Genomic DNA, 26,858 nt, shown 5'->3' on the forward strand with positions numbered 1-26,858 from the left:
TTGGAGGAGATCTCTTTGTTTAAGATAGATTCTGCAAGAACCTATTTTTCTATCTTTTTAGCAGCGTCATTCGTAGTGGCGCTCTTAATTCCACTTCCACCATTTATACTTGATATCATTATCGTTTTTCTACTAAGTATGTCAGTACTTATTTATATGCGAGCGACAAGTATTAACGAGTGGGATGAATTAAAGTCATTTCCGACGATGTTGTTATTAATCGGGATTTTCCGCGTATCGATTAACGTTTCGACGACGCGAGCGATTTTGACAGACGGAAATGCCGGTCATGTTATTGAAGAGTTCGGCCAGTTCGTAATTGGCGGAAACTTATTAATTGGTATCGTTATTTTTACAGTATTAATCATATTCCAGTTTATCGTTGCAAACGGTGCATCGCGTACAGCTGAAGTAGCAGCTCGTTTTACACTTGATTCTTTACCAGGGAAACAAATGTCTATCGATGCTGATTTAAACCAGCGTATTATTTCAGAAAAAGATGCACAAGCAAAACGAAAAAAATTAAATATGGAAACAGAGTTTTACGGAGCGATGGATGGTGCCGGGAAGTTCATTAAAGGGGACGTTATTTTCGGGATTGTCATTTTATTCGTAAACATTATTTTCGGTTTAATTGTCGGAATGATGCAGCAAGGAATGAGCTTTGCAGATGCGGCTCTTCATTATACACAGTTAACTGTCGGTGACGGAATCGTAAACCAAATTGGATCGCTTATGCTTGCGATTTCAACAGGTATTATCGTAACGCGTGTATTTGATGGTTCACCGGATACGGTAACGGAAGGAATCTTTAAAGAGTTATTAGCACATGAAGTTGTTGTATATGCGCTCGGTGGTTTGTTTATCGCAATGGGTATTTTTACTCCGCTACCGTTTCTACCATTCGCACTTGTTGGCGGAACGATTATCTTCTTGGGCATTCGTAATAAAAATCGAATAAAGAAAGAAAAAGAAGACGAGCTTCAAAAAGAAATAGAAATGATTCAAGGCGAAGATGAGCAACTGCAACAAGTGGAAGATTCATTTGGAGTATTTACGGATAAATATCCAATTATAGTAGAACTCGGTTTAGATTTAGCAGCACTTGTAAAGCAGAAAATTAACGGGGAAACAGCGCGTGATAAAGTTGTTCTTATGAGGAAGTCAATTATTACTGACCTTGGTATTAACGTTCCTGGAATTAACTTTAAAGATAATACGAGTTTTAGACCACGCGGACGTTACATTATTCGAATTAAAGGTGCGAAGGCGGCTGAGGGTGTTTTAAAATCAGGTTATTTATTAGCATTGAAAACGCCAAACGTAATGGCTGATTTAGATGCAGAGCCAGCGAAAGATCCAATTTTCGGTGAAGATGGATATTGGATTTTAGAGCATATGGTGCAAGATGCACAAATGAAAGGCTATCAAGTGTTAGAGCCACTTAGCATATTAATTACACATTTAGATGTTGTCGTAAGACGTAATCTGCATGAATTAATTCAGCGCCAACATGTAAAAGACTTAATTAACTCGCTTGAAAATGATAATGGCGTTCTATTAGAAGAGATTAAGAAGAAAGAAATTGATTTATCACTCGTTCAAAATGTTATTAAACAACTTCTAAAAGAAGGTATTTCTATTCGTGATTTACCAACAATTATTGAAGGTATTATTGACGGAAAAGAAGTGTATCAAAATCACGTTGATGGTGTGACATCATTTGTTCGTGAATGTATTTCAAAAGTTATTTGTGAAAATGCGAAAAATCCGGACGGAAAAATTTATGCAGCGCTCTTCTCTGATTCAATTGAGTTAGATGCGGATGTTGTGAATAATTCATATCAAGGTTACTTGTTAAACTGGGATTTAGATTTAGAAACACGTGTCGTTGAGCAAGTGCAGCGCGTCTTTAAGCAAGCACGTTTAATGGGAAGAGAACCAGTGTTATTAACACGTAGAAAAGATTTTAGATTTGCAATTGTAAGACTGCTAGAACGTTATCAAGTAGAAGCACAAGTACTTTGTATTAGCGAATTAGCACCAGAAATTGTTGTGGATCAAATTGCCTATATTGAATAGTAGGGGGTGAAGTAATGGAAAGTACAGAAAAGAAGGAAGCGTTAATGCGAATAAAAGCAGCTTCGAAAAATGAATTGTATCGAAAGTTATTTGACCAATATGGTACAGATTATTATTACGTTGTCGATGAAAGTGTAAAACGAAATATACCGTTTTTTTGGAAAAAGGATTATGAAATGTTAGTTGCTTTTCCAGAAGAAAAACAGGAAGAAGTGAATGAAGGTACAGCTCAATTTCATGAACAGTTAATGGATGTTGTGAATGATCCTTCAGAACAAATTGTGAAGGCGAATGGAATTCAATCAGTACTGCACAATTTAGAAAATGTAACGACTCCTATGTCATACGCGGCGATGCAAACAGGAAATAGTGAAGAATGGGCAAGAAAAAAAGAGAAACTATTAAAGCTGTTTGAAAAAGGAATTGTCGTGGTGAAACAGACGAAAGAAACGGAAGTAACGAAAAAGAAAAAAGTTGTGAAACAAGTCGTTCCACTAAAGAAAGAAGAAGTGGTTACAAAGAAAGAAAACCAAGAATCTGTACCGTTTATTATTCAAAAAGTAATTCGGATGCTAGAACAAAACGATGTGGAACAATATTTCATTCATGCATATGCTGAAAAGTTAAAAATAAAGTTTGAAAATGCAACGATGATTACGGAAGAAGAAGTTATCAGGTACATATTGGAAGATATGAAATCTCATTTCAATACGGAAAACGTCTTTGAAAAAGAAGTACAAACAATTGCATTAATCGGTCCAACTGGCGTTGGTAAAACGACGACACTGGCGAAAATGGCATGGCAATTTCACGGTAAGAACAAAACAGTTGGTTTTATAACGACCGATCATTCGCGCATAGGGACAGTGCAGCAATTGCAAGATAACGTAAAGACAATTGGATCTGAAGTAATTGCTGTACGTGATGAAGCTGCAATGACAAGAGCGCTTACGTATTTTAAAGAAGAAGCACGCGTCGATTATATTTTAATTGATACAGCCGGAAAAAATTATCGTACGTCAGAAACAGTGGAAGAAATGATTGAAACGATGGGACAAGTAGAACCAGATTATATTTGTTTAACGTTATCAGCTTCTATGAAAAGTAAAGATATGATTGAAATCATTACAAACTTTAAAGATATTCATATAGATGGTATTGTGTTTACGAAATTTGATGAAACAGCAAGTAGTGGCGAATTGTTGAAAATTCCAGCGGTATCATCAGCTCCTATTGTATTAATGACAGATGGCCAAGACATAAAGAAAAATATACATATCGCTACAGCTGAACATTTAGCAAAACAAATGTTACAAACATCGTAGAAAAGAGGTGAAGAATAAGGCGCTTGCCTTATTCAAACGAATATGAACGGTCTTTATATAGGTTCTATGGGCATGATGAATTACATGCAGCGCATTAATGTTCATTCGAATAACGTTGCAAATGCTCAAACGACAGGATTTAAAGCAGAAAATATGACGTCTAAAGTATTTGATGTACAAGACACATATCGCCGCGGAGATGGGGCGGTAACAAATATCGGTTCGGTCGATTACGCTGTAGTACCAGCTGCAACGCATGTGAATTTAGTACAAGGAAATATACAAATGACAAATAGCGCTACAGATTTCTTTTTAGATGACGGCGCGGCCGGCACAACATCATTTTTCGTTACTTCTAAAAATGATGAAACGTTTTTAACGAGAGATGGTAGTTTCACATTAAATAGTGATCGTTATTTACAAACGTCATCTGGTGCTTTCGTAATGGGAGAGAATAATGAGCGTATTCGTATTCCAGAAGGAGCAAAGGTTGCTGTACAAGCAGACGGTACATTATATGATGAAGTAACACAAAATAATATTGGTCGTTTACAAACAAAAACAGTAGATGCAGAAACGAATGCACGTCTCGTGCAACGTGAAAACAAAAGCTTTACACTAGCAGAAGGAAACATTGCTAATTTACCGAACGGAACAGGAATAGTAAAAAATCATATGCTAGAAAATTCAAATGTAGATATGACGAAAGAGATGGCAGATCTTATGACAGATCAAAAGATGATTCAAGCATCACAGCGCGTTATGACTTCATTTGATAAAATTTATGAAAAAGAAGCGAATGAAATATTGAGATAGTGGACTCCTAATAAAGGAGTCTTTTATTAATTTTAAATTTCAGAATTATCATTTGACTTTAAGGAGCTTCTTTTTTATATTAGTAGGTATAACTATAACTACTAAAGAGGTGAGAGTATGACAACGGCATTATATTTAGAAGATGCATACAAAACGAGTTGCGAAACAGAAGTGATAAAAGTAGAAGGGAATAAAGTATTTGTAAAGGAAACAGTTTTTTATCCAACTGGTGGAGGGCAAGAATGTGATACGGGTGTCATTGTACAAGATGGGTCTGTATTTAAAGTTGAAAAAGTAAAGAAGGAGCAAGGAGAAATAGTTCACTATATAAAAGATGAAGCTCAAGTAAAATTAGGTCCAGTTAAATTAGAGATAAATTGGGAAAGACGTCATAATTTAATGCGTCATCACTCTTTACTGCATCTTATCGGAGCTGTTGTTTATGAAAAGTATGGAGCTCTATGCACCGGAAATCAAATTTATCCTGATAAAGCACGTATCGATTTTAATGAGTTACAAGAGTTATCGAGCGTGGAAGTAGAAGAAATTGTTGAGGAAGTGAATAAACTTATTAAGCAAAATAAAGAAATTTCCACTCGTTATATGAGCCGCGAAGAAGCAGAAAATGCTGTAGGAATGATTAAAACAGCAATAAATCTCCTGCCAACTACCATCCAAGAAATCCGCATTGTTACAATTGAAAATTTAGACGAACAAGCTTGTGGGGGCACACATGTGAAAAATACGAGTGAAATAGGAACACTTGTTATTGATAAAGTAAAAAGTAAAGGGAAGCAAAATCGTCGTTTTGAAGTAAGGGCGATTTAGATTGTGAGGGGTTACCGATGGATGAAATTATAAAGGAGTTACAAAAGTTAGGATTTTCCCAGTATGAATGTAAAGCGTATATTGGATTGTTAAAACATTCCCCAGTAACAGGCTATGAAGTGAGTAAACAAACAGGAGTACCTCGTTCTATGATTTACGAGGTACTCGGTAAGTTAATGGATAAAGGAGCGGTGCATATTGTACCTTCTGAACCAGTTAAATATGTACCAGTACCAGCTACCGAATTAATGAATCGAATGCGAAAAGACTTTGAAAAGTCCTTTGAATTTTTAGATGAGAAACTAAATTGTTTAGAACAAGAGCGACAAATAGATGTAATTTCGCATATTCGCTCAAATGATCGTGTTTTAAAAGAAATATGCAATATAATTAATAGGGCAAAGGAAGAATTATGGATTTCTGTATGGGAAGATCAAGTGCATGAAATTGAGCCATACATTCATCAAAAGAAAGAGGAAGGCGTACATATATTTTCAATCTTATTTGGAGCTCCAGAAACAAAAATAGGAGCGACGTTTCATCATAATTATATGAAGCCCCACGTTGTTGAAAAGAGAATGGGTGGTCATTTAACTGTTATTGCTCGTGATGGAGAGGAAGTATTAATTGCGAACTTCTCAAATGATAGCACTTCATGGGCCGTTACAACGTATGACCCAGCGCTAGTTCTCGTTGCGACAGAGTATGTGCGGCACGATATTATGGTTGAAGAAATCACAAAGGAATTTGGAGCTGATAAGTTAGATACGTTATGGCGTGAAAATATAGATTTAGTTCATGTCGTAACAGGAAAACGAACTTTAGAAGGAATGGAGGATGATAGAGATGAGTAAAGCTCAGGCACATGTAGCTTTGCAGAGCGATGATACATTTCAGCAAGGAGTAAAAGATTGTTTACCAACTGTATTTGGTTATTTGAGCATCGGTATAGCAGCTGGTGTAATTGCAAAAACAGCAGGTTTTTCTATCATTGAAATTGCATTTATGTCCACTTTAATTTATGCAGGTTCTGCCCAATTTATATTAGCTGGTATGTATGCAGCCGGTGCTCCTGCTTCCGCAATTATTTTTACTGTATTTTTTGTTAATTTACGCCATTTATTAATGAGCGCAGCGCTTGCACCGTACTTTACGAAAATTCCTCTATTTAAAAACTTAATCATCGGTTCGCAAATTACAGATGAAACTTTCGGCGTTGCAGTGCAGCATGCAGCGCAAAAAGGATATTTAGGTGAAAGATGGATGATTGGGCTTAACGTAACAGCGTATTTAAATTGGATACTTGCTACCATTATTGGTGGGCTATTTGGTGAGTGGATACCAGATCCACATACATATGGGATGGATTATGCATTACCAGCGATGTTTATCGGATTATTTGTTCTTCAGCTCATAAGTAGTAAACCAAAACTAGTAATTCATTTAAGTGTTGCAATTGTATCGATTATTATCGCATACGTTTCACACCTATTTATGCCAGATAGTATAGCGGTTATTATCGCAACATTACTAGCAGCGACGATTGGAGTGGTGATTGAAAAATGGAAATGAGATTAGATGTATTATTACTTTTACTAGCAGCAGGAGCTGTTACACTCGTGCCACGTATTTTACCTCTACTCGTATTTAGCAAACTACAAATTCCTGAATGGGGTTTAAAATGGTTAAATTACATACCAATTGCGATATTAGCAGCGCTTTTAGCACAAGTTTTATTTATGCATGAGACGATGCAGTGGGATTACCTTATCGCAGCAATTCCAACATTTCTTGTAGCGATATATACTCGTAGTTTATTAGGTACAGTATTAACGGGAGTGGTTGTGATTATTTTGTTACGTTTCTTTTTCTAAAAAGGATTACGCTCATATAATAGCGAAAAGTGTAATAACATGAAAAATATAGGGGTGGTGTTATGATACTTTTAACGATAGGAGCAATTTTGTTAACGTTGTTTATTTTCTTTATTATCGGTTTCGTTACGTTTATGATGTTTGTTGATAAGGCGACACCTCAAATATATTATACACCTTGTGAATCAGTGACAGTGAAAACTAAAGGTAAACATGGAAGGAAGAAAAGTTGAAAGTTGGCTTTTCTTCCTTCTTCTATTACATCCCCGAAATAACTAACAACAATAATCCAAATAAAAAACTAGTCAAGGAAAGAAAAACGATACATATGGAGAATACACGATTATTTTCCCATTCACGCCAGAAAGTTATAAAACCTAAAATACAAAGGAAAAACCAAATGGGTAGGAATAGGAACTCACTAATCTTTTCGGGAAGTAACGCATAAAAAGTTGATAAATATAAAATCCAATTTGTAAAAAATAAAATGCAAACGATAATAGATTGTAAGTAGAGGCGGTTGAAAAATATCCCTTTTTTTACGGTTATAAAAATGATAGTTAGCGCTGAGATAAAGGAAATGAGTATGAAAATAAGTAAGAGTAATGTAAGTGTCATTTACATCTCCTTTATAAGAGTGTTTTTTACAAGAAATGAATCTATTAAATTGTATGCTTGTTTTGTAGAGTGCTCGTTATATTTTTCAGTGTACGGATTTAGAAATCCATGTTCACCGTGTAGTTGTTTTATTTCTAATAAAGGGTTATTCTGTTGCTGCAATGTTTGAATGAAAGAGGATACTGAAAAACTAGCTTCTTTTTCAGGGAATATAAGTAGTGTAGCGCATGTAGGCTTTATGTGAACATAGTCGCGTATACGAGAACCGTAACATCCGATAATAAAATCTATTTTCGGATTGTTACTACATAGCCATGAGATGGTAGCTCCAACACTAAAGCCGATAAGTCCAATATGTGTATAACTACTAGAAAGATGAGAAATGAATTCTTCAATTTGCTTTTTTCCATCATCAAATCCAATATGATTTACAAAATGTTCATATGCTTTTTCTTCATCACGATAATGAAATGCGTGTTGTGATTGTAGAAGATTAGGACAGAATACATCTATATGAGATGAAGTAAAGTGCTGGGTAACGTGATGCATATGGTCGTTCACACCATATATTTCATGAACAATAACGAGAGCTAATTTTTCCTTCATAGTTATAAAGTACCTCTATGAAACTTAAATTCTTTCTCAACAAGGCAAATACGCAGATGGAAGTTTTCATACCATTGCTCACGACCTCTTTTTTTCGCTTCTTTATGTAAGGTGTTCTTCTTCCAATTTTCAATCGCATCAAGTGATTCCCAATAAGAAATTGTTATTCCGAGTCCAGAATTACCTCTTGCACTTTCTACACCTAAAAATCCAGGTTGTTGCTTTGCAAGTTTCTCCATTTCTTCGGCAACGGTATTATAGTCTGTTGTATCATTTGATAAATTAGAAGTGAATATAACTGCATAATAAGGCTTGTTTTTTTCTAAAGTAGATGCCATTATTTTTCCTCCTTAATGTATAGTACGAATAATTAATCCATAGTTTGTATTTTAGCAGGTCACAAAAAGAAAAGAAGTAGAAAATTCTTATTTTTTCAGCTCATGTAAAATAAAGGGTTGAAGAAATTTATAGTAAGTAATCTGAAAGAAGAAAAATGCCACTTCAAAAGAGAAGTGGCATTTCTTATATTTCCTCTAAGCTATTAACTGGAACAGTTAATTCGCGTTCTGGGTTTTTTACTTCATATATGCGGGCGGTTTCATTGCTTTCATCGACGTGTTGAATCATAACAGGCATGCCTTGAAAACTGACATTGGCTTGCTCTGCTGACACAGAAAGCTCTATTGCACGTTGTATATTCATTTATATTCCTCCCATCATTATTATCTTTGCTAAAAAAGAGGAATAATATACCATTTAGAGACATTCTTAAAGTTTTTGTATTATTTGTAATGTTTCTTTAATAAATGAAGTGAAGATGGAATCAGGATAGGACTGTACGATTTCATATGCTTCTGTTACTTCTTCAAGAGCTCTTTTTTTATCATTAAGTTTCACATAACAAAGAGCGCGATATGCCCCAGCTGTTGTAAGTCGTGCGTGATCAAGTGGATGGTTTATATAATCTGGTATGATAGCGCGTTGCAATGTTTTTAAAGCTTCTTCGTATTGTTTTAAACCATACAAAGCTTTTCCTTTTTCAAGATAATATGATCCATCATCTTGAAAAATTGGCTCATCTTTTAATTTTTCTCGAAATTGTTCTAAATGTTCTAATGCAACTGTATATTCATTAGCAATTGTGTTGTAGTAGAAAGCTTTTAAAAGATCAATAACCGCCGCAGAGAAATTATCTTCTGTAAAAATGGCGAATTGCTCTGATTTTTTTATGTAATGTAAATATTGTTCTTTATCAGCCGTGATTACTTTTTGATAAGATAAAATACGATAAAATTCATCTGTTTTATAATACACTTGATGCTTTTTTGAAAATGCAAGTGCATCTAAAATGACACTTTCACATTGTTCGTAATCACCACATGCAAGAAAAATAATTGCTTCATATAAATATAATTCGATATGTATAATGAGATCCATTTCTAAATGTTTCTCTTCATAGTCATTTCGGATACTAGCTATAAGTTGTAAACATTCAGCATATTTTTTACGTGTGAATATCGTAAAGGATAATTTTAATTTTGTTTCCGTACTATCCCGGTATAACGTATATTTCTCAAAAATAGAAGTAGCCTTTTCAACGTAATATTCAATATTGTAATCTTTCATTTTAGCCGCAGCTGTTACAAACTGTTTATATAAACGAGCAGTATTCAAAGTGGGAGGTAGCTCTTTTTGAACGATCGGTAGTAAAACCTCATATACTTCATCGTACTTGTTTGCTTTTATTAGTTTCTCCGTTTGTTGAATGAGTTCTACAATTTCTACATCATCATCTTCTAATAAAAAACTTGTTTCACATTCAAGTTTGTCAGCGATATATTGTAGTGTTTTCATAGAAGGTGTAGCTTTTCCATTTTCAATTTGACTTAGCATACTTTTTGTGAGTTCTGAACCTGCTAGATCAGTTTGAGTAAGCTTTTTTTCTTTTCGTAACGTTTTAATTTTTTCACCGAGAGTAGCCATATAATTGCTCCTTTATAGTTAGAAAGTTAAATGTCATTAAACTTTTTGTTGTAAAAATTGGAAAGTTAATTATATAATAAGTTTAACACAATTTAACTTTTAAGGGGAGAGTGTCAAAAATGGGGGATATAAGTATAGGACAACATGATTCAAGAATGAAGATTGCAACGAGAAATATTATTTTAATGATGATTGGGAAAATGACGTCTTTGCTAGGAGCCGGTATTTATACGTTTGCAATGGGATTATACGTATTAAAGACAACGGGTTCAGGAATGGGGTTTGCAACTACGCTTATTTGTGGATCGATTCCAAGGCTAATCTGTGGACCAATTGCTGGTGCTGTAGCTGACCGCGTCAATCGAAAATGGCTTGTCATCGGTACCGATTTGTTAAGTAGTTTAACAATGTTTATTATGTTTATCCTTGCAACTACTTTTGGGCCATCACTTCTGTTTATTTATGTTTCAGCAGCATTATTATCAATTTGTGCGAGTTTTTACTCTGTTTCATTAACTTCATCTATTCCAAGTTTAGTAGATGAAGGACGTATTCAAAAAGCCAGTGCTTTGAACCAGACGGCAGCATCTTTATCAAATATTTTAGCACCGATTATTGGCGGGGTTGTATTTGGTTTCTTTTCAATTAAATCGTTTTTCCTATTGAATAGCATTACATTCTTTTTAGCGGTTGTTGTGCAATTATTTATCGTATTTGATTTATACAAAAAAGAAATGGCTGAAAGTAAAGAGCATTTCTTGACGAGTATAAAAGAAGGGTTTTCATATGTAAAAAGACAGCATGAAATATATGGTTTAATGAAAATTGCAGTAGGGGTAAACTTTTTTGCGAGTGCACTTTTCGTTTCACTTCCATATATTATTGTTCAAAATTTGCATCTATCTTCGAAGCAACTCGGTGTTGTAGAGGGAATGTTAGCAGTTGGGATGTTAATTGGTGCAATTGCGTTATCAGTACGTAAAGAAGTGAATAATCCGTTTCGTTCTGTTTATATTGGGTTGCTTTTATTTGCGGGCTTGAGTTTATGTACAGTGTTTCCATTAGTAGTCACCATCCCGAAAGTAGCAAGTTTTATTTACTATATCGCTTTTATGATGTTAACTGGTATATCAATGATGGTTGTAAATATCCCGATGCAAGTACATTTGCAAAAGACGACAGATCCAAGTTATTTAGGACGCGTTTTCGGCTTACTTGAAACAATTTCTACTGCAATCGCACCGCTCGGTATGATTGTGTATGGATTATTATTAGATATGTTGCCAACTAGCATTGTTATGATGACATTAGGCGGAGGTTTATTGTTAGTTGTATTAGTAGGAATAAAGAAGCATGTAATGAAAAAGCAAGTGGATGTGTCTGTCTAAAAGGCAATTTGACTTAATAAAATAAAAATGACCGAATTAGTATTTTAGTTTTTGAAACTCTTTTTCATGTATGTTACAGTATAGTGAGCAGGCAAAGAAAAGGAGACAACAGCATGAAAAAATTAAGTTTTGTTATGCTTTTTCTATTAGTCGTAATGGCTGGATGTAGCAATTATGACACATATATTGAAACAGGTATGCAATCATTGAAAGATGAAAAGTATAGTGATGCAACAATGTGGTTCGAAAAAGCAGAAAAAGAGAAATCAGGAAATGAAGCGAAATCATATAAAGAAGTTGCTGAGAGAATGGATCACGGAGCAACAGCATTAAAAGACGGTAAGTATTTAGAAGCGAAAGACATTGCAAATGAAGTGTTACAAAAGAAAAAAGATGATGAACTTGAAAAAGCTGTAACATCAAATGCAGAGAATATGCTTCAAAAAGCAAAAGATGTGGAAGAGAAAGTAAATGAAAGAGTGGCAAAGCGTAGAAAGGTAGAAGAAGAAGGAATCGATAAACTTATTAAAGCTGTCGATAGTATAGATGAAGTGAAAGAAAAAGAGAAGAAAGTATCAGAAGCATTAGATAAGGCTGAAGAGGCGCAAGCAAAAATTGAGGCAAAGAAAAATAAATAGATTTATAGTTTAAAAGGCTGTCGTGCATAACGACAGCCTTTTAATTTTTTGTTGTAAATGAAGTGATGCTTTGTAGTAAAAAAGAAATGATTTTAGAATTCCATCTGTCCTCATGATGAATCGTATAAATATTACGCTGAAATTCAAATTCAGGGATTGGTATATAGCATAGCTCATTTCGTTGTATTTCTTGCTCGATAGCAAGTTTAGAAATAAAGGCAATTTCATTACCATATTTTAAAATTTGTTTCATTGTTTCTAATGAGTCTAATTCAATTTCAGATTGGAATGTAATGTTGTGCGCCAACGTCCATTGTGTAAGTAAATCTCTCGTTGTAGATGGATTACGATGCAATAGTATGCGTTCCTTTTCGATATTTTGTAACGATACATTGTCTTTCTTTGAAAAATGATGTTCTTTGGAAAAGGCAAGAACAAGTGTATCGGGCATTATATTCGTTTGTTTTAAAAGTGGTTCATCAAATGGAGCAGCGGAAATTATCCCAAGATCGATTTCGTGATTTTGTAGCATCATTCGAATTTCAGGGGCTGTTTTCACTAGTAGCGTTATTTTTATATTGGGAAATTCGCATTGAAATTGATGAACGACTTCTGGCAAAAGATAAGTCGCTGGTACATAACTAGCGCCGATTGTTATAGCACCTTTATGAAAATCTTTAAACTCTTGCGTGACACGTCTAGCTTCTTTCATAAGCGCATCTATTTTACAAGCATAATGGTGCAAAGCCTCACCAGCCTCTGTTAAGAAATACCTTCCAGAACGTAATTCAAATAAAGACACACCGAGTTCTTCTTCTAAGCTTTTTATATGAAATGTAATAGTTGGTTGTTTAACGCCAAGTTTTTCTGCAACGATTGTAAGCTTTTTGTATTTCTTAATAAGTACTACAATTTCTAATTTTAAGAGATTCATTATGAATTGCCGCCTTTTTTATTTTAACTATAGAAAAAATCTATAGAAATAAATAGTTTATTAGAAGTTTTTTAATTTAATCTTTACAGTACATTAACATTGAGTATAAATCTTCCATATAGAATGAAAGCAGGTTAAGAATGAGGGGAGAGAGGTGAAGCAATGGATATTACAATTAGTGGATTAGAAAAGACATTTGGAAAAATACAGGCGTTAAAGCCGTTGCAGATTGTAATGAAACAAGGGGAATTCACTACACTTTTAGGACCTTCGGGGTGTGGGAAAACGACTTTGCTTAGAATGATAGCAGGACTTGAAGAACCGGATAAAGGAGAAATATATTTTGGAGACCAGTGCATGTATTCTGCTACAAAAAAGATAAAGACATCTCCTCATGAACGGAATATCGGTATGGTATTTCAAGATTTTGCTTTATGGCCGCACATGACTGTTTTTGAAAATGTTGCATTTGGTTTAAGGGCTACAAAGCAAACGAATCATTTACGAGAAAAAGTAGAAGATGCGATAAAGCGAGTTCGCCTGCAAGGTATGGAGAAACGGTATCCACACGAACTTTCTGGTGGACAGCAACAACGTGTCGCATTCGCTAGAGCAATTGTAACAAAACCTCACTTTATTTTGTTTGATGAACCGCTAAGTGCACTCGATGCAATTTTGCGAGAAGAAATGAGAATAGAGCTTATGGATATCGTTCATTCCATTGGTTTAACTGCACTGTATGTCACTCACGATCAAATAGAAGCAATGTCAATGTCAGACCAAATTATTGTCATGAAACAAGGAGAAGTATTACAAAAAGGAACACCGGAAGATATTTATGTGAAACCGTCTCATGAATTTGTTGCCAAATTTGTTGGTAAGGCGAATTGGCTTGTAGAGGGTGAAAAAATGATTCGTCCAGAGCATGTGAATTGGACAAAAAATGATGTGTGCGAAATGTATACAGGTGAAATTCAGCACGTTACATATGTAGGAGAACGTTATGAAGTGAAAGTAAATATGGGGACTTTAGGCATCTGGACAGCCTATCACAATAGTAAGCTAAGCATCGGTAAACCAGTATCGTTATATGTGCCAAAAAAATGTATTCATCATATAGGGGGAGAATCGTATGAAGAAATTCAGTTCGCTTAAGTCTTTATTTGTATGTACTTTATTATTTTCGGCTGTAGTAACAGGGTGTAGTTCAAAGACAGGCAATGCAGATGCGAAAAGTAAAAATACGACTGAAAAGAAAATTGTTGTATATAGTGCAGGGCCAAAAGGGTTAGCAGAAAAAATTCAAAAAGACTTTCAAAAGAAAACTGGTATAAAGGTGGAAATGTTTCAAGGGACAACTGGTAAAATTTTAGCGAGAATGGAAGCTGAAAAGAAAAATCCAGTCGTTGATGTAGTCGTACTTGCATCATTACCAGCGATGGAAGGATTAAAGAAAGAGGGTCAAACGTTAGCTTATAAAGAAGCGAAACAAGCTGATAAGCTGCGTTCTGAATGGTCAGATGATAAAGGACATTATTTCGGGTATAGTGCTTCAGCATTAGGGATTGTGTACAATACAAAAAATGTGAAGACAGCGCCTGAAGATTGGAGCGATATAACGAAAGGAGAATGGAAAGGGAAAGTGAATCTTCCAGATCCAGCACTTTCAGGTTCAGCTTTAGACTTTGTAACAGGATACGTGAAAAAGAATGGACAAGATGGATGGAATTTATTTGAGCAGCTTAAGAAAAATGAAGTTACAGTAGCAGGAGCAAATCAGGAAGCGTTAGACCCAGTTGTAACAGGTGCGAAAGATATGGTCATTGCGGGTGTTGATTATATGACGTATAGCGCAAAAGCAAAGGGTGAACCTGTTGATATTGTATATCCAAAAAGCGGAACAGTTATTAGCCCACGTGCAGCTGGGATTATGAAGGATAGTAAAAATGTTGAAGGTGCAAAAGAGTTTATTGATTATTTATTATCCGATGATGTACAAAAACAAGTTTCTAAAGCGTATTTATTGCCTGGTAGAACAGATATAAAAGCTGAAAATAGACCAAATGTAGAAGAGATTCCAGTATTAAATATTGATTGGAAAACAGTTGAGAAAGAGCAAGATGAAATAGGAAAACAATTTAAGAAAGTATTTCAATAAGATGGTGATTCCATGGTAAATCGATTCGTATCAGTAAGACAAGTTGGAATGACGGTAGCGTTATTACTTGTAGCGATGTTAATCGTCATTCCACTTTTTCTTATTTTATTTTCTAGTGTATATGAAAATAGTAGTTGGAACTTTTTAAAGCCTTTTGAAGTGATGCAGAGTGGTGGATTAGCTGGGATTTTTCTAAATTCGATGCTTCTAGGTGTACTCGTTGTAATAGGTGCTACAATATTTGCATTTCCATTAGCGTTTATTATGAGCAAAACAGATGTAGGAAAGTATAGTAAGTTAGATATTGTTTTTATGATTCCATTTATGACACCGCCGTATATTGGATCGATGGGCTGGATTTTGTTCATGCAACCTAACGGCTATTTTGAACAATTTTTCCCGATGCTAAAGACAGTTTCATCATCGTTTTTTAGTTTAGGAGGTATGGTATTAATTATGAGTCTGCATTTATTCCCATTCCTTTATTTCATGCTGAAAAACACGTTACTTCAGATTGGGAGTAGTAAAGAAGAAGCTGCAGCAGTTCATGGCGGAAGTTTTTTCTATCGTTTAAGAAAAATAATATTGCCGTTATTAGTATCAAGTTATGTAATGGGTGCTTTACTCATTTTCGTAAAGACGATTGCTGAATTTGGAACACCGGCTACATTCGGACGTAGAATAGGATTCCACGTGTTAACATCAGAAATCCATAAATTTATTTCGAGTTGGCCAATTGATTTTAGTAGTGCAACAGCATTATCTTTTTTATTACTTAGTGCTTGTATGCTCATTTGGTATATGCAAAATGTATTGAATCGAAAGTATTCATATGCAATAGTTAGTGGAAAAGGTGTGAAATCTAAAAGATATACTTTGTCTATATTTACGCGCGTTGTAGCATGGATGTATGTAATTGGTTTATTAATCGTATCAATTGGAATTCCATACTTTTCTATACTTATTGCTTCTTTTTCAAAATTAAGAGGCGGCGGTTTACATGTAAATAACTTTACAACAAGTCATTATGAGGCATTGTTTACAATGGGGTCTCCGGGATTAGAGGCTTTATGGAATAGTTTTCTTTTTTCACTCGTAACAGCGATTATTGCGGTAATGATTGGAGTCTTTTTGGCACTTATGATTCGAAAGGGGAAAAAAACCTCTGAAAAATGGCTTGATATGTGCGGTATGTTACCGAATATGGTACCAGGAATCGTTATGGTTGTAGGTCTTATTCTATTTTGGAATTCACCATATATGCCTATGTCAATTTACAATACACCAGTCATGGTTATCGTAACGTATGTTGTGCTGTTTTTACCTTACACGGTGCAATATGTAAAATCATCACTCGGACAAATTGATGATTCTCTCATGCAGGCAGGAAGTGTTTTTTCTGGAAATTATATTTATATTTTTAGAAAAATAATATTGCCTCTTATTATCCCAGGCATTCTTGCTGGATGGGCGATGACATTTACAATTTCGATAAGAGAGTTAGTAGCATCGCTTCTCGTATTACCTCCATCAGTAGAAACGTCAGCAACGTTTATTTTTGCTCAATTTGAACAGGGTGAAGTATCTATAGGCATGGCGATGGCCGTTGTTTCTGTTGGACTTACAACAATATGCTTATTACTGCTACAACATATGGAGCAAAAGCGAAAAGGGGTAGTATGATGAGGGTAGAAGTATGGGGAGGAGCAGGAGAGTACGGTCGCTCCTGCTATTTTGTAAAAAATAAAGAGACGAAAATAGTATTTGATTGTGGTATTAATCGATCTTATGAGGATGGTTATCCAAAAATAGAGAGAGAAGCTGCTCCATTTTTAGATGCGGTATTTTTATCACATATTCATGAAGATCATACGATGGGTTTACCTTTATTAGCGAAGTATGGATATAAGAAAAAAATTTGGACGACTCGTTATACGAAGGAGCAACTGCCGTTATATTATGAAAAATGGAGAAACTATAATGTGATGCAAGGGTGGAATTTACCTTATAGCGACCAACACATAAAAGATTTAAATTATGTATGTATTGATGAGATTAGCAATCCAAATGAATGGGTACAAATTACTCCTACATTGCGGTTTCAATGGGGATATAGTGGGCATGTATTAGGAGCTGTTTGGTTTTTAGTTGATATGTGTAATACATACGTATTTTATTCAGGCGACTATTCAGCAGAGTCTAATATACTACGAGCTAATTTACCTGAGAAATTGGGCCACAATATAAAAGTTGCAATTGTAGATGCCGCTTATCACACAGAGGATGTTTCGCAAAATGAAAGATTAGACAATCTATGTGCAGAAATTGAACGAGTTATGCAAAATAAAGGAATAGCATTATTACCGCTGCCACAACTTGGTAGGGCACAAGATATAGTATTGTATTTATATGAACGATATAAAGAATTTCCGCTTATAGTAGATAAAGAAATTTTGGCTGGATTTGAAGAGATGTTCGTATATAAAGATTGGATAAAAAATAATGAAGAACTTAAATGGGTTATGGAGAGTTTAAAAAGAAACATAATAGTGATGGATAATGATATTAGTATGCAAAATAGTTACGGAATAGTTGTAATGAGTGATGCGAATATGCAAACGAAACGAGCGCAGTTATATTATGAACAACTTCGGAATGAAAAACGGAATGCCGTTATTTTTACTGGGCATATTGCGAAAGGGAGTTTTGCAGAAAAAGTTATGAAAGAGCATGTAAGGAATACATGTAGGGTGAATCGAGTTGCGTATAAAGTTCACCAAAGTATAAGAGACGTTAAAGAGATGTTAAATACATTATTACCAGAACATACGGTGCTAGTGCACGCTTTGAAAGAGGATACGGATCGATTACAACAAAAGCTAAGTACAGCAGGATATGAAAATGTATATTCACTTGCAATGGAACGTATAGAAGTCATTTGAAATGTAAAGGGGATAGGTATATGAAAAAAGTATTTGTATTCGTAAGCATTTTCTTTTGTTGTTTCCTTTATAACGTTAAGGAAGGGTTTGCAGCTAGTCCAATGAAACCTAGTTTTGAAGTGAAGTTATTATTGAAGCCAGAACAAGTATTAGGTGATAACAAAGAGATGAAGCAAGAGGTACTAGAACATTTCCAGGCTGGTACAAAATATGAAAGAATACAAGTGCAATTTTTAGATACTGCGAATAAAAGTTTAAGCGAGGAAGGTTGGTTTGCTAGAATTCGAAAGAAAGAATTTAGTAAAGATTTTGAACTAACATATAAAAAAAGATATCCTATTCCAAATGGTGTAATTCAAGATGCACTAGAAGTAGCTAAAAAAGAAGGATTCGATAGTAATACGGATAGTTATGAGGCGGAAATAGATTGGGGATTTGAGAAGAAAACATTAAGCATTTCAAATAAGAAAAGTTACAGTGCTAAAGGATATGGAATACTTGATTTACCAAATAAACAAGCTGCTCAAAACATGTTAATAGAAAAATTACCAGGGAAAATGAACAAATGGTTGTATACAAATTGGGGAGAAGAGATGTTAAAGAATTCCCGTATTTACGGTCCTGTATTAATGAAACGATATACAGGAGAGTTTGAAAACATAAAAGCAAATATTGAAATTTGGCCATTAAGTAATACAGGGAAATTAGAAGATGATTTCGTAATAGAAGTGTCATTTAAAACAAATGAAGAAAGTATTACGACAAAACAAAGGGAATTATTAATGGCGAGTTTAGAGAAAAAAGGCTGGTTGTTACCGAAAGATAGTTTGAAGACAGAGCTTATTTTTCAGTAAATAGTAAAAAGGAATCCATATGCCATGGATTCCTTTTTATATATGAGTATTAAGCTAAATCAGCTGACACAAACATATCACTATTTTGAAGGTTTTTAGAGCGTAAACTATAAGCAACTACCTTCTTTTTATATTGTTTTACAACATCAACATGCTCTTCATGACTATAAATATAAAATGTAAAATCTTTTTTACCACGTTTTGCATTGATAATTAAAGGAGTGCCTTCATTATGGGGTGGTGCATAATAGCGATCTAAAAATAAACCTTCGTTAAAATCATGAATAATTTTTGATTTCTGTTCGCCTACTAAGTTATTTCCGTTCATTGTAACAGTCACATTCTCTTCTTCGAGTTGTGGATGTGTTTCAAAGCGACTAATAATGGATTCAATAACAGAGTTAGGAAGGCTAGAAACGATAATTTTAAATGCTCCAAATACAACTAACATTACAATAAACCAAGTCGTCATAGTATATCATCCCCTTTATTCTATTTAATAATATAACTCATATGGTAATAGTACATATGGTGAAGTTTTGTATAATTTGTGAAAAATATGCCATTTTCACGAACGAAATGTTAGAAAAATCAATTTTGTTACAAAAAGTTGAAATCGAAGTATTTTAAAAGAAAAAGGTTTATAATAAAAATATAACTAATAACCACATTACTAATTATAAGGAAGTGTAACTATGAGTACTGTAGCAATCGTATATGGTATTATTCTTTCCACAATTATTGTTTTGTTTTTTGTTGGGGTTTCACGTTATATTCATAAATGGAAAGAAGGCGTTGCGAAATTAAATCACATTGAAGAAGAACTTAGTGATTTAATGTTACATCATGGTAAGTAAACATTTATTTTTTAACCAAAAAATGTGAAGGATATCACAAAGCATGCTTTCCTAATGAAGGCATGTTTTTTTGTTGTTTAAGAAAAGATGTATTTTTGTATAAATAATCTAATTATTACTTAAAAAGGGAAATTTATTTAGTATAATATATAATATGTTTATTTTAGGGGGAGTATCATGAGGGGATTAAAAGTTGTTGGAATTATAGCTGGAATTACTATAGTAGGCTGTATAGCTTTCTTTTCAGTGAAGGAATATGTCAATTCCAAAGAAGACTCTAATTATGTGCTAAATTACATAAAAGAACATAAGGATGATAAAACAACTTCTTTAATTGTTAAAAGAAATGGTGAAACATTGACATCAATAAATGAAAAAGAAAAACTACCGCTAGCAAGTATGTCGAAAATCATTATAGCAATTGAATATGCTAAGCAAGTAGCTGAAGGGAAAATAAGAAAAGACGAGCAAATTTCATTGAAAGAATTAGAAAAATACTATGTGAAAAATACTGATGGTGGTGCACACCCTGCATGGCTAGATGATGTAAAAGTTAAAGAGTTAGTGAAGGGTGGTCAAACTTCTTTAGAAGAAGTAGTGAAAGGAATGATCCATTATAGTTCGAATGCGAATGCATCATATTTATTAGACAAGCTTGGAGCAGCGCGGATAAATGAAAGTTTGAAAGAGTTAGGCTTAAATAGTCACGATGAATTTTATCCAACGTATACAGGGGCATTATATATGAGGGGCTATGTTGAAAAAGAACTGCATATTCCTCAAAATAAAGCATTGGACAAGCTACGTAATATGTCTAATGATGAATATGTTAAGCATGTATGGCAAATACATGAATGGATGAAAGACGAGAAAGAATGGACAAAACGCGAGATATCTTTAAAAGCCGATATGGACTTTCAGCGTATTTGGTCAGATCGGTTTATAGGTGCAAATGCGAAGGATTACATGAGTTTACTGGAAAAGATAAATAGCAGAAATTATTTTACACCACAAATGCAAGGTGAGATTGAGAATATATTTAAAGGAACCGTAGGAGAGGGTATGTTCGAATTTGCTGGACAGAAAGGTGGTTCTACTGCATTTGTATTAACAAATAGTTTCTATGGTACTGATAAAAAAGGGAATAAGATTGAGATTGTCTTTATGATGAACAATTTGAGTGAAAAAGCATTTGAAAAGCTTCTAAGTAATATGGATTACTTTATTCGAGATATTGTCATAAGTGAGGAATTCAGAAATAAATTACAATGAAATAATTTTATTATGTAAACAAAGGGGCACTTATGAAAAGTGCTCTTTTGTAATACAGGATTTTCCAATCTTATTATTGAATATGAATTGAAAATAAGAAAGGAGGTTGAAAAATGACAACAATATATTTCGTTCGCCATGCCCATTCTACATATACAAAAGAAGAACGGGAACGACCTTTATCTGAAAAAGGGCACTGTGATGCAGAGAATGTAACACATTTATTAAAAGATAAACATATTGATGTTGTTATTTCTAGTCCGTACAAAAGAGCAATCCAAACTGTACAAGGAATTGCGAATACATATAAATTATCAATACAAACAGAAGAAGATTTGCGTGAAAGATTATTGAGCACAGAGCCAGTATCAAATTTTAATGATGCTATGCAGAATGTGTGGGAAGATTGGAGTTTTGCATACGAAGGCGGAGAATCGAATGATATCGCACAAAGGCGCGCTGTAATATGTATGCAAAATATATTAAAACAATATGAAGGTAAGAATATTGTAATAGGTACGCATGGAAATATTATGGTATTACTCATGAATTATTTTAATTCGAAATATGATTTTGAGTTTTGGAAAACACTTCATATGCCTGATGTGTATAAATTAAATTTTGATAAAAATCGTTTCATTTCTGCTGAAAGAATAGAGAAAACAGGTCATCGGTTAAATATTTTGTAAAAGTTTATCAAAAAAAGAGGAAAGAGAGAAGTTATTGTAGAAGTATGACTTTGTAACATAAAAAATATATGTTAAAGGAGGCTGTTTACATGTTTGAGAAAGAGAAAGAAGGGCTTATTGAAGTTCAAAACGTATATGAAATTGCACCAGAAGATGGAACAATCATTGGTATGGCAACGGAAGAAGAAATGGAAATTGCTGCTGAACTAGAGTTACAGTACTATGCCCATTCTCGTTTGTTAGAAGCAAATATTCAGTTAGACGGTTCCTCCTACAAAGAGTTACTTCAGGAGTTCCAGGAGTACGAAAGAAAATCAATGAGCTTTTGGCGAGCGATACATAAACGTTTAGCTGTGCCATGGGCGTGGGTACTACGTATTGATGTTGCGAATGGCCCTATATATGTAAGTAATGGAAGTTCATATTACGAAGAAATCGATGATGAAGAAGATTATGAATAGATAAGTAAGGAAGCAGCTTTAGTTGCTTCCTTTTTTTATTTGTAAGAAATGAATCGCCTCAATAATAATATCTGGTCGATCATTTTCTATACCGTGACTAGCATGTTCGGCAAGAATATATTGGCTGTTAGTTGAGAGGTGTAATTGTTCGTGAATTAGTTCTTGCCACATTGCTTCAAGTTGTGTTGCTTCCTCTTTTGGCATGCCACCATTAGTCAATTGAGTAATAGAATATTGAGGATCTCTACCGATAACGATTAATGGTATTTCTAATGTTTTACATAGCTCTTTTAGTAAGAGAGCACAGTTTTTCCACTCCGATAGTTCAGAAGCTGTCGCTTTATATAATGAAGGCGAGGTAGAGAATTCAATTTGCTGTTTTGATTGATCGGTGAGAATAGGTTTTAGTTCATTATAAAGTGTGTCTACATCCATTTTGGAATATATATTATATTTTTGAAACCAAACATCATCAGAATCAGTTTGATCAGAAATTGGTAAATGAAGTTCATCTAAACGGTGTAAGTTCATCGAAGTAGAATCAACTAAAATAAGTGCTTGCAGCTTATCTTCATGTAACATCGCAAAATGTTGTGCACATAATCCTCCATAGGAATGACCGATTAGAATAAATGGTTCTTGAATAGCTAGTTTGTTTAGTAACATATGTAGCTCTTTTGTAACGTGCCTTATTGTACGCGGCTGATTGCCTAAATCACTTTTTCCGTAACCTGGGCGATGGTATGAAACAACTGTAAAGTGCTCTGAAAGCTTTTCTATAATAGGAAACCAATCATAAAATGAGCAAGTCATTCCGGTTTGAATGACTACAGTTTGTTTACCATCTCCTTTTATATGTACTTCTATATTTTGCCCCATTATTTCTACAAATTTATGAATGTTAATTCCTCCTAAGCTTGAAATAATTTTTGACAAGCAAAAACGATACACCAAACACCTATACCAAGTAGGACAGATGTACTAAGTGTAAATGAATTTTTTAAACCAATATAGACAATAAATAATAGTAGTGCTGATGCGGGGAATCCATATAATACCCCTAAAGCAAATTGACTCAATTCTTGTTTATTTCCGCCTTCGAATGAAATCCAAAATAAACTAAGTAAACTCACGAGAGGAAGGGAAGCAATAAAGCCACCTATCGTACTGTAATGTTTAGCGACTTCAGTGATAATGCCAATAATAAGTGCCGAAACGATTACTTTAACGAGGAAATGCATATTTTGCCTCCTTCGCTAATAACGAAAATGCTTTTTCAATTAATTGTTGTTCTTCTTTTGATAACTGTGATTCTAATATTTTTATCTTTTCTTTATCTAGTAAAGTATGTTTTTCTAATCCTTCAATTCCTTCAATTGTTAATGTAAGGTTTACCACTCTTTCATCTTTTTTATTTCTCTCTTTAACGATGAAACCCTTTTGAATAAGGCGTTTTATATGTTCAGATGCTGTGTTATGAGAAAGACTAAGCTCAGTAGCGACTTTTCCAATTGTTATATCTTTCTCACGAGAAACGATTTGTAAAATACGAATTGCTTGGTGGGAAAGGTTGTCCTCGTATTCGTATCGTAAGTGATAATAAATGCTCTCCCAATGTTGATTAATGTTGTACATAATAATAAATCTCCTTTTTATATCGTATAGTAAGATATATTCGTGATTTCAGAAATAAAACCCTTTTATTTGGATAAAAAATGTTGAAAAAGTTTATTTTTATTGAAATATAAGGTAATCTATGTGTAAAGGTATACATTTAGCAAGAGAGAGGATGATAGCTGTGAATACATTCAAATGGATTAGTCATGAACAGATGTATGTAGATGAAATACATGTTGAAAAATGTGGTCCTCTTTCAGTCGGCGTATATGGGGGAAATCAAGAGAGTGATGCATATGAACGAGGAGATGCGGTGCTGGCTTGGTGGGATCCTGAATTACAATTTGAATTTGTTATGATTTTTGATACACATCACAAAACAAAAAATATAGATTATATAATAGAAGCGATTTCGGAAAGAAAAGAAAAACTAAAAGAGTTATTCTCATATCCAATACATTTAGCTTTCCATCATACACATATGTACTTATTAGCGTTATTTACAGATGAGTTATTTATTAAAAAGTGTGATCAAGATGATGAGGAACTCGCTTGCTTAATTTGTTTACGAAAAGGCGAATTTTTATATTGGTTATCAGTTGGTGATTGTTTCGCGTATTTATTCCATTCTGAGAAAACGAAAAATGGAAAAGGACGATTAAATAAACGGAAGAATTACGAATATATTGGCAGGAAAAATATTTTTGCAGCAAATACACCTTGCTTTACGTCAGGTGTAAGAGGATTAGAAAAAGGAATGAATCACATTGTAATGGCAACGGACGGTATTTTAGAGTGTGACAAACGAAGGTTTGATGATGATCAATCTTTAGTAGAAATATTACACGACGGAAATAGCTTGCAGATTGAGCCCGTATTAACAAATGTACTGCAGTGGAAAGGTAGAGACTGTGCCACGATTATTGGATGGTCTATTGATACTGATAATAAACAATGTGCTAATTAATATAAAAGGAGTTCAAGGTTTTTATCCTTGAACTCCTTTTTGTTAAGCAATATGGATGTGATATGTTTTTAACCATTCATTTACTTGTAGCATATACTCCATGGCACTTCTTGCTTCAAAATTGTTAATCTCTTTATTACTTTGATCAGCAATTGAAAGTAAGATGGAATGGTTAATAAGTGAGAAAATAGGATTGTTTTTATTGCTACACATATCAAGTGTTAAATTACGGATTGTTTGTAAGTAGTGTGGATCTTGTGAAGTTGGATAAGCGCTTTTTCTTCTATTACGTACATCGTCAGGTAAAGCTGGTTGTAGTGCTCTACGTAAAATGCCTTTTTCAATATTATCAATACTTTTTATGTTGAAAGGAACATTCCATAAATATTCAACTAATCTATAATCGCAAAACGGTACACGAACTTCAAATCCAACAGCCATACTCATACGATCTTTACGGTCAAGTAAGAAAGGAAGGAATCTTGTTAAAAATAAATAAAACATTTGGCGTTGTTTCGCGGATTTTTTACTTTCCCCTTCAAGAGTAGGTACTTCAAGTATCGCTTCTTGGAATCGTGTATCAATATAGTTTTCTAGATTACATTGGTTACTTACTTCATTTAGTAGAAGAGGAGATGTATTTTTCCAATTTGTTAGCCAAGGAAACTTATCTACATATAGTAATTCTTCTTGATGAAACCAAGGGTATCCACCGAATACTTCATCAGCCGATTCACCGGATAAAGCTACGGTCGCATCTTTTTTCATTTCGCAAAATAGTAAATATAGTGAAGTTTCCATTTCACCAGCACTTGGTAAATCTTTCGCATGAAGGGGAACGAATAAGTGATTTGCTAATTCTTCAGCATTCACAATAATATCATGATGCGCTGTCCCTACATGTTCAGAAACGCGTTTTACCCAAGGAGCGTCTAAACCAGTGCGAGCAAATGTCAGCTCGAAATCTTTTGCACTATTTACAAAGTCAACGGAATACGTATGAAGTGTTTTATTTTCCGCAGCAAATTCTTTACCCGCAAGTGCAGTAATACCGCTAGAGTCTAATCCGCCTGATAACATACAAACGAGAGGAACATCGGCAATTAATTGTCTTTTTACTGTATCTTGTAAAATAGATAAAATATGCGAAGATGTATCTTCTATAGAGTCTGTATGGAACTTACTTTCTAAATTCCAATACTTCGTAACTACTTTTTTATGACGTGTAAATGTTATAGAATGTCCAGCACGCACTTCTTGAATATGTTTAAAGACGCCACATCCAGGAGTTCGAAATAAGCCTAATCCAAATATTTCATTTATGCCATCCGCATCAATTTCAGCAGGAACAGATGGATGCGCTAATAATGCTTTTATTTCAGATCCGAAAATAATGCTGTCATTTCTTTCTGTGTAAAAGAGTGGTTTTACACCTAAATGATCACGCGCTAAAAATAATTGTTGCTTCTGATCATCCCATAAGGCGAAAGCGAAAATTCCGTTTAAATGTTGTACGCAGTCTTCTTTCCATTCTAAATAAGCATGTAGTAATACTTCTGTATCTGAATGGGTTTCAAATGCATGCCCACATTTTTGAAGCTGCTCTTTAAGTTCACGGAAATTATAAATTTCTCCATTATAAGTAAGAGCATACGTATAATCACCAGCACGGAATGTCTTCGGCTGTGTCCCGCCTTCTGGATCAATTACAATTAAACGCCGGTGTGCAAAGGCCGCATGAGGTGAAAACCAAAATCCTTCAGCATCTGGACCACGATGCTCAATACTATTTGCCATCTTTTTTAAAATAACATGTTGATTTGAAAGGTCTTCCTTCCAATCTACCCAACCTGTAATTCCACACATACACATCTCATCTCCTAAATTAAAATAGTAGATTAACGAAATAAAATGTACACTAAGTTAAAAAGTGACTATATAAATAGTGT

The 26,858-nt window shown here is 34.2% G+C and carries 32 protein-coding genes; 21 read left to right on the top strand and 11 right to left on the bottom strand.

Features of this window, described 5'->3' with window-relative positions:
- Positions 1-15: 15 nt before the first annotated feature.
- The 8 genes from flhA to M1D73_RS08365 all read left to right on the top strand — a co-directional run bounded on the left by flhA (position 16) and on the right by M1D73_RS08365 (position 7,158).
- A complete protein-coding gene (gene flhA, locus M1D73_RS08330) occupies positions 16-2,082 on the top strand; it encodes a flagellar biosynthesis protein FlhA (protein ID WP_069355346.1) in 2,067 nt (688 codons plus the stop codon).
- A gap of 14 nt (positions 2,083-2,096) precedes the next feature.
- A complete protein-coding gene (gene flhF / locus M1D73_RS08335) occupies positions 2,097-3,407 on the top strand; it encodes a flagellar biosynthesis GTPase FlhF (protein ID WP_000446167.1) in 1,311 nt (436 codons plus the stop codon).
- A gap of 42 nt (positions 3,408-3,449) precedes the next feature.
- Positions 3,450-4,223 (top strand): flagellar basal-body rod protein FlgG, encoded by a 774-nt coding sequence (locus M1D73_RS08340; protein ID WP_001013935.1) that lies wholly within the window; start codon positions 3,450-3,452, stop codon positions 4,221-4,223.
- 117 nt (positions 4,224-4,340) lie between these two features.
- Positions 4,341-5,051, top strand: a complete 711-nt coding sequence (locus M1D73_RS08345) for an alanyl-tRNA editing protein (protein WP_121868184.1) — start codon at positions 4,341-4,343, stop codon at positions 5,049-5,051.
- A gap of 17 nt (positions 5,052-5,068) precedes the next feature.
- Complete coding sequence (locus M1D73_RS08350) at positions 5,069-5,905, top strand: TrmB family transcriptional regulator (protein WP_121868185.1); 837 nt, start codon at positions 5,069-5,071, stop codon at positions 5,903-5,905.
- Positions 5,898-6,623, top strand: coding sequence for an AzlC family ABC transporter permease (locus M1D73_RS08355; protein ID WP_048656975.1), 726 nt, complete (start codon positions 5,898-5,900; stop codon positions 6,621-6,623). Before M1D73_RS08350 ends, M1D73_RS08355 begins: the two co-directional genes overlap by 8 nt.
- Positions 6,614-6,925, top strand: coding sequence for an AzlD domain-containing protein (locus M1D73_RS08360; protein ID WP_000425954.1), 312 nt, complete (start codon positions 6,614-6,616; stop codon positions 6,923-6,925). The genes M1D73_RS08355 and M1D73_RS08360 overlap by 10 nt, the downstream gene beginning before the upstream one ends.
- A gap of 62 nt (positions 6,926-6,987) precedes the next feature.
- The gene (locus M1D73_RS08365) at positions 6,988-7,158 is read left to right on the top strand and encodes a DUF3951 domain-containing protein (protein ID WP_000602243.1); all 171 of its coding nucleotides are present in this window, start codon (positions 6,988-6,990) and stop codon (positions 7,156-7,158) included.
- A gap of 25 nt (positions 7,159-7,183) precedes the next feature.
- Here M1D73_RS08365 and M1D73_RS08370 read toward each other — a convergent pair whose 3' ends face one another.
- The 5 genes from M1D73_RS08370 to M1D73_RS08390 all read right to left on the bottom strand — a co-directional run bounded on the left by M1D73_RS08370 (position 7,184) and on the right by M1D73_RS08390 (position 10,132).
- A complete protein-coding gene (locus M1D73_RS08370) occupies positions 7,184-7,543 on the bottom strand; it encodes a hypothetical protein (protein ID WP_121868186.1) in 360 nt (119 codons plus the stop codon).
- The gene (locus M1D73_RS08375) at positions 7,544-8,149 is read right to left on the bottom strand and encodes a dienelactone hydrolase family protein (protein ID WP_000660122.1); all 606 of its coding nucleotides are present in this window, start codon (positions 8,147-8,149) and stop codon (positions 7,544-7,546) included. It abuts the gene before it with no gap.
- Positions 8,150-8,151: 2 nt separating this feature from the next.
- A complete protein-coding gene (locus M1D73_RS08380; RefSeq protein WP_000168851.1) occupies positions 8,152-8,487 on the bottom strand; it encodes an antibiotic biosynthesis monooxygenase family protein in 336 nt (111 codons plus the stop codon).
- A 184-nt stretch (positions 8,488-8,671) separates the two neighbouring features.
- A complete protein-coding gene (locus M1D73_RS08385) occupies positions 8,672-8,851 on the bottom strand; it encodes an H-type small acid-soluble spore protein (RefSeq protein ID WP_001025733.1) in 180 nt (59 codons plus the stop codon).
- 66 nt (positions 8,852-8,917) lie between these two features.
- Positions 8,918-10,132, bottom strand: coding sequence for a transcriptional regulator (locus tag M1D73_RS08390; RefSeq protein ID WP_000212380.1), 1,215 nt, complete (start codon positions 10,130-10,132; stop codon positions 8,918-8,920).
- Positions 10,133-10,251: 119 nt separating this feature from the next.
- On the opposite strand from M1D73_RS08390, the gene M1D73_RS08395 reads away from it, so the two are divergent.
- Both M1D73_RS08395 and M1D73_RS08400 read left to right on the top strand, forming a co-directional pair.
- Positions 10,252-11,520 (top strand): MFS transporter, encoded by a 1,269-nt coding sequence (locus tag M1D73_RS08395; protein ID WP_000502476.1) that lies wholly within the window; start codon positions 10,252-10,254, stop codon positions 11,518-11,520.
- Positions 11,521-11,633: 113 nt separating this feature from the next.
- Positions 11,634-12,158, top strand: a complete 525-nt coding sequence (locus M1D73_RS08400; RefSeq protein ID WP_000736443.1) for a COG3014 family protein — start codon at positions 11,634-11,636, stop codon at positions 12,156-12,158.
- A gap of 40 nt (positions 12,159-12,198) precedes the next feature.
- On the opposite strand, the gene M1D73_RS08405 is transcribed toward M1D73_RS08400, so the two are convergent.
- A complete protein-coding gene (locus tag M1D73_RS08405) occupies positions 12,199-13,092 on the bottom strand; it encodes a LysR family transcriptional regulator (RefSeq protein ID WP_121868187.1) in 894 nt (297 codons plus the stop codon).
- Positions 13,093-13,254: 162 nt separating this feature from the next.
- Between M1D73_RS08405 and M1D73_RS08410 the strand changes: the two genes are divergently transcribed.
- From M1D73_RS08410 to M1D73_RS08430, 5 genes are read left to right on the top strand one after another with little or no spacing between them, the layout of a single operon-like run.
- Positions 13,255-14,247, top strand: a complete 993-nt coding sequence (locus M1D73_RS08410; RefSeq protein WP_121868188.1) for an ABC transporter ATP-binding protein — start codon at positions 13,255-13,257, stop codon at positions 14,245-14,247.
- Positions 14,225-15,250, top strand: coding sequence for an ABC transporter substrate-binding protein (locus tag M1D73_RS08415; RefSeq protein ID WP_063246154.1), 1,026 nt, complete (start codon positions 14,225-14,227; stop codon positions 15,248-15,250). Before M1D73_RS08410 ends, M1D73_RS08415 begins: the two co-directional genes overlap by 23 nt.
- A 12-nt stretch (positions 15,251-15,262) precedes the next feature.
- Positions 15,263-16,933: an ABC transporter permease gene (locus M1D73_RS08420; RefSeq protein WP_121868190.1), complete on the top strand. Its 1,671-nt coding sequence runs from the start codon at positions 15,263-15,265 to the stop codon at positions 16,931-16,933.
- The gene (locus M1D73_RS08425; RefSeq protein WP_033689189.1) at positions 16,930-18,192 is read left to right on the top strand and encodes an MBL fold metallo-hydrolase; all 1,263 of its coding nucleotides are present in this window, start codon (positions 16,930-16,932) and stop codon (positions 18,190-18,192) included. The genes M1D73_RS08420 and M1D73_RS08425 overlap by 4 nt, the downstream gene beginning before the upstream one ends.
- Before the next feature lie 20 nt (positions 18,193-18,212).
- Positions 18,213-19,046, top strand: a complete 834-nt coding sequence (locus M1D73_RS08430) for a hypothetical protein (RefSeq protein ID WP_000755316.1) — start codon at positions 18,213-18,215, stop codon at positions 19,044-19,046.
- A 49-nt stretch (positions 19,047-19,095) separates the two neighbouring features.
- On the opposite strand, the gene M1D73_RS08435 is transcribed toward M1D73_RS08430, so the two are convergent.
- The gene (locus M1D73_RS08435; RefSeq protein WP_000214581.1) at positions 19,096-19,518 is read right to left on the bottom strand and encodes a YfmQ family protein; all 423 of its coding nucleotides are present in this window, start codon (positions 19,516-19,518) and stop codon (positions 19,096-19,098) included.
- Between the two features lie 41 nt (positions 19,519-19,559).
- Between M1D73_RS08435 and M1D73_RS08440 the strand changes: the two genes are divergently transcribed.
- From M1D73_RS08440 to M1D73_RS08460, 5 genes are all read left to right on the top strand, one after another.
- Positions 19,560-19,676, top strand: a complete 117-nt coding sequence (locus M1D73_RS08440; RefSeq protein WP_001987133.1) for a hypothetical protein — start codon at positions 19,560-19,562, stop codon at positions 19,674-19,676.
- 65 nt (positions 19,677-19,741) lie between these two features.
- Positions 19,742-19,903 (top strand): hypothetical protein, encoded by a 162-nt coding sequence (locus tag M1D73_RS08445; RefSeq protein ID WP_000108701.1) that lies wholly within the window; start codon positions 19,742-19,744, stop codon positions 19,901-19,903.
- A gap of 177 nt (positions 19,904-20,080) precedes the next feature.
- Positions 20,081-21,175: a serine hydrolase gene (locus M1D73_RS08450; protein WP_001214666.1), complete on the top strand. Its 1,095-nt coding sequence runs from the start codon at positions 20,081-20,083 to the stop codon at positions 21,173-21,175.
- 113 nt (positions 21,176-21,288) lie between these two features.
- On the top strand, positions 21,289-21,864 hold the full coding sequence (locus M1D73_RS08455) for a histidine phosphatase family protein (RefSeq protein ID WP_000208265.1): 576 nt from the start codon (positions 21,289-21,291) through the stop codon (positions 21,862-21,864).
- Between the two features lie 89 nt (positions 21,865-21,953).
- The gene (locus M1D73_RS08460) at positions 21,954-22,325 is read left to right on the top strand and encodes a hypothetical protein (RefSeq protein WP_000461779.1); all 372 of its coding nucleotides are present in this window, start codon (positions 21,954-21,956) and stop codon (positions 22,323-22,325) included.
- Between the two features lie 18 nt (positions 22,326-22,343).
- Here M1D73_RS08460 and M1D73_RS08465 read toward each other — a convergent pair whose 3' ends face one another.
- From M1D73_RS08465 to M1D73_RS08475, 3 genes are read right to left on the bottom strand one after another with little or no spacing between them, the layout of a single operon-like run.
- Entirely contained in the window at positions 22,344-23,276 is a 933-nt protein-coding gene (locus M1D73_RS08465) for an alpha/beta fold hydrolase (RefSeq protein ID WP_063225442.1), read from the bottom strand.
- On the bottom strand, positions 23,237-23,566 hold the full coding sequence (locus tag M1D73_RS08470) for a DUF3147 family protein (RefSeq protein WP_121868192.1): 330 nt from the start codon (positions 23,564-23,566) through the stop codon (positions 23,237-23,239). The genes M1D73_RS08465 and M1D73_RS08470 overlap by 40 nt, the downstream gene beginning before the upstream one ends.
- The gene (locus M1D73_RS08475; RefSeq protein WP_000282374.1) at positions 23,550-23,960 is read right to left on the bottom strand and encodes a MarR family winged helix-turn-helix transcriptional regulator; all 411 of its coding nucleotides are present in this window, start codon (positions 23,958-23,960) and stop codon (positions 23,550-23,552) included. Before M1D73_RS08475 ends, M1D73_RS08470 begins: the two co-directional genes overlap by 17 nt.
- Positions 23,961-24,081: 121 nt before the next feature.
- On the opposite strand from M1D73_RS08475, the gene M1D73_RS08480 reads away from it, so the two are divergent.
- Positions 24,082-24,909, top strand: coding sequence for a PP2C family serine/threonine-protein phosphatase (locus M1D73_RS08480; RefSeq protein ID WP_002040904.1), 828 nt, complete (start codon positions 24,082-24,084; stop codon positions 24,907-24,909).
- A 42-nt stretch (positions 24,910-24,951) separates the two neighbouring features.
- On the opposite strand, the gene asnB is transcribed toward M1D73_RS08480, so the two are convergent.
- Positions 24,952-26,775 carry an asparagine synthase (glutamine-hydrolyzing) gene (asnB, locus tag M1D73_RS08485; RefSeq protein WP_071740384.1) on the bottom strand — a complete coding sequence of 608 codons (1,824 nt, stop codon included), beginning with the start codon at positions 26,773-26,775 and terminating at the stop codon, positions 24,952-24,954.
- Positions 26,776-26,858 lie beyond the last annotated feature (83 nt).

It is taken from the genome of Bacillus sp. PK3-067 (assembly GCF_056738645.1).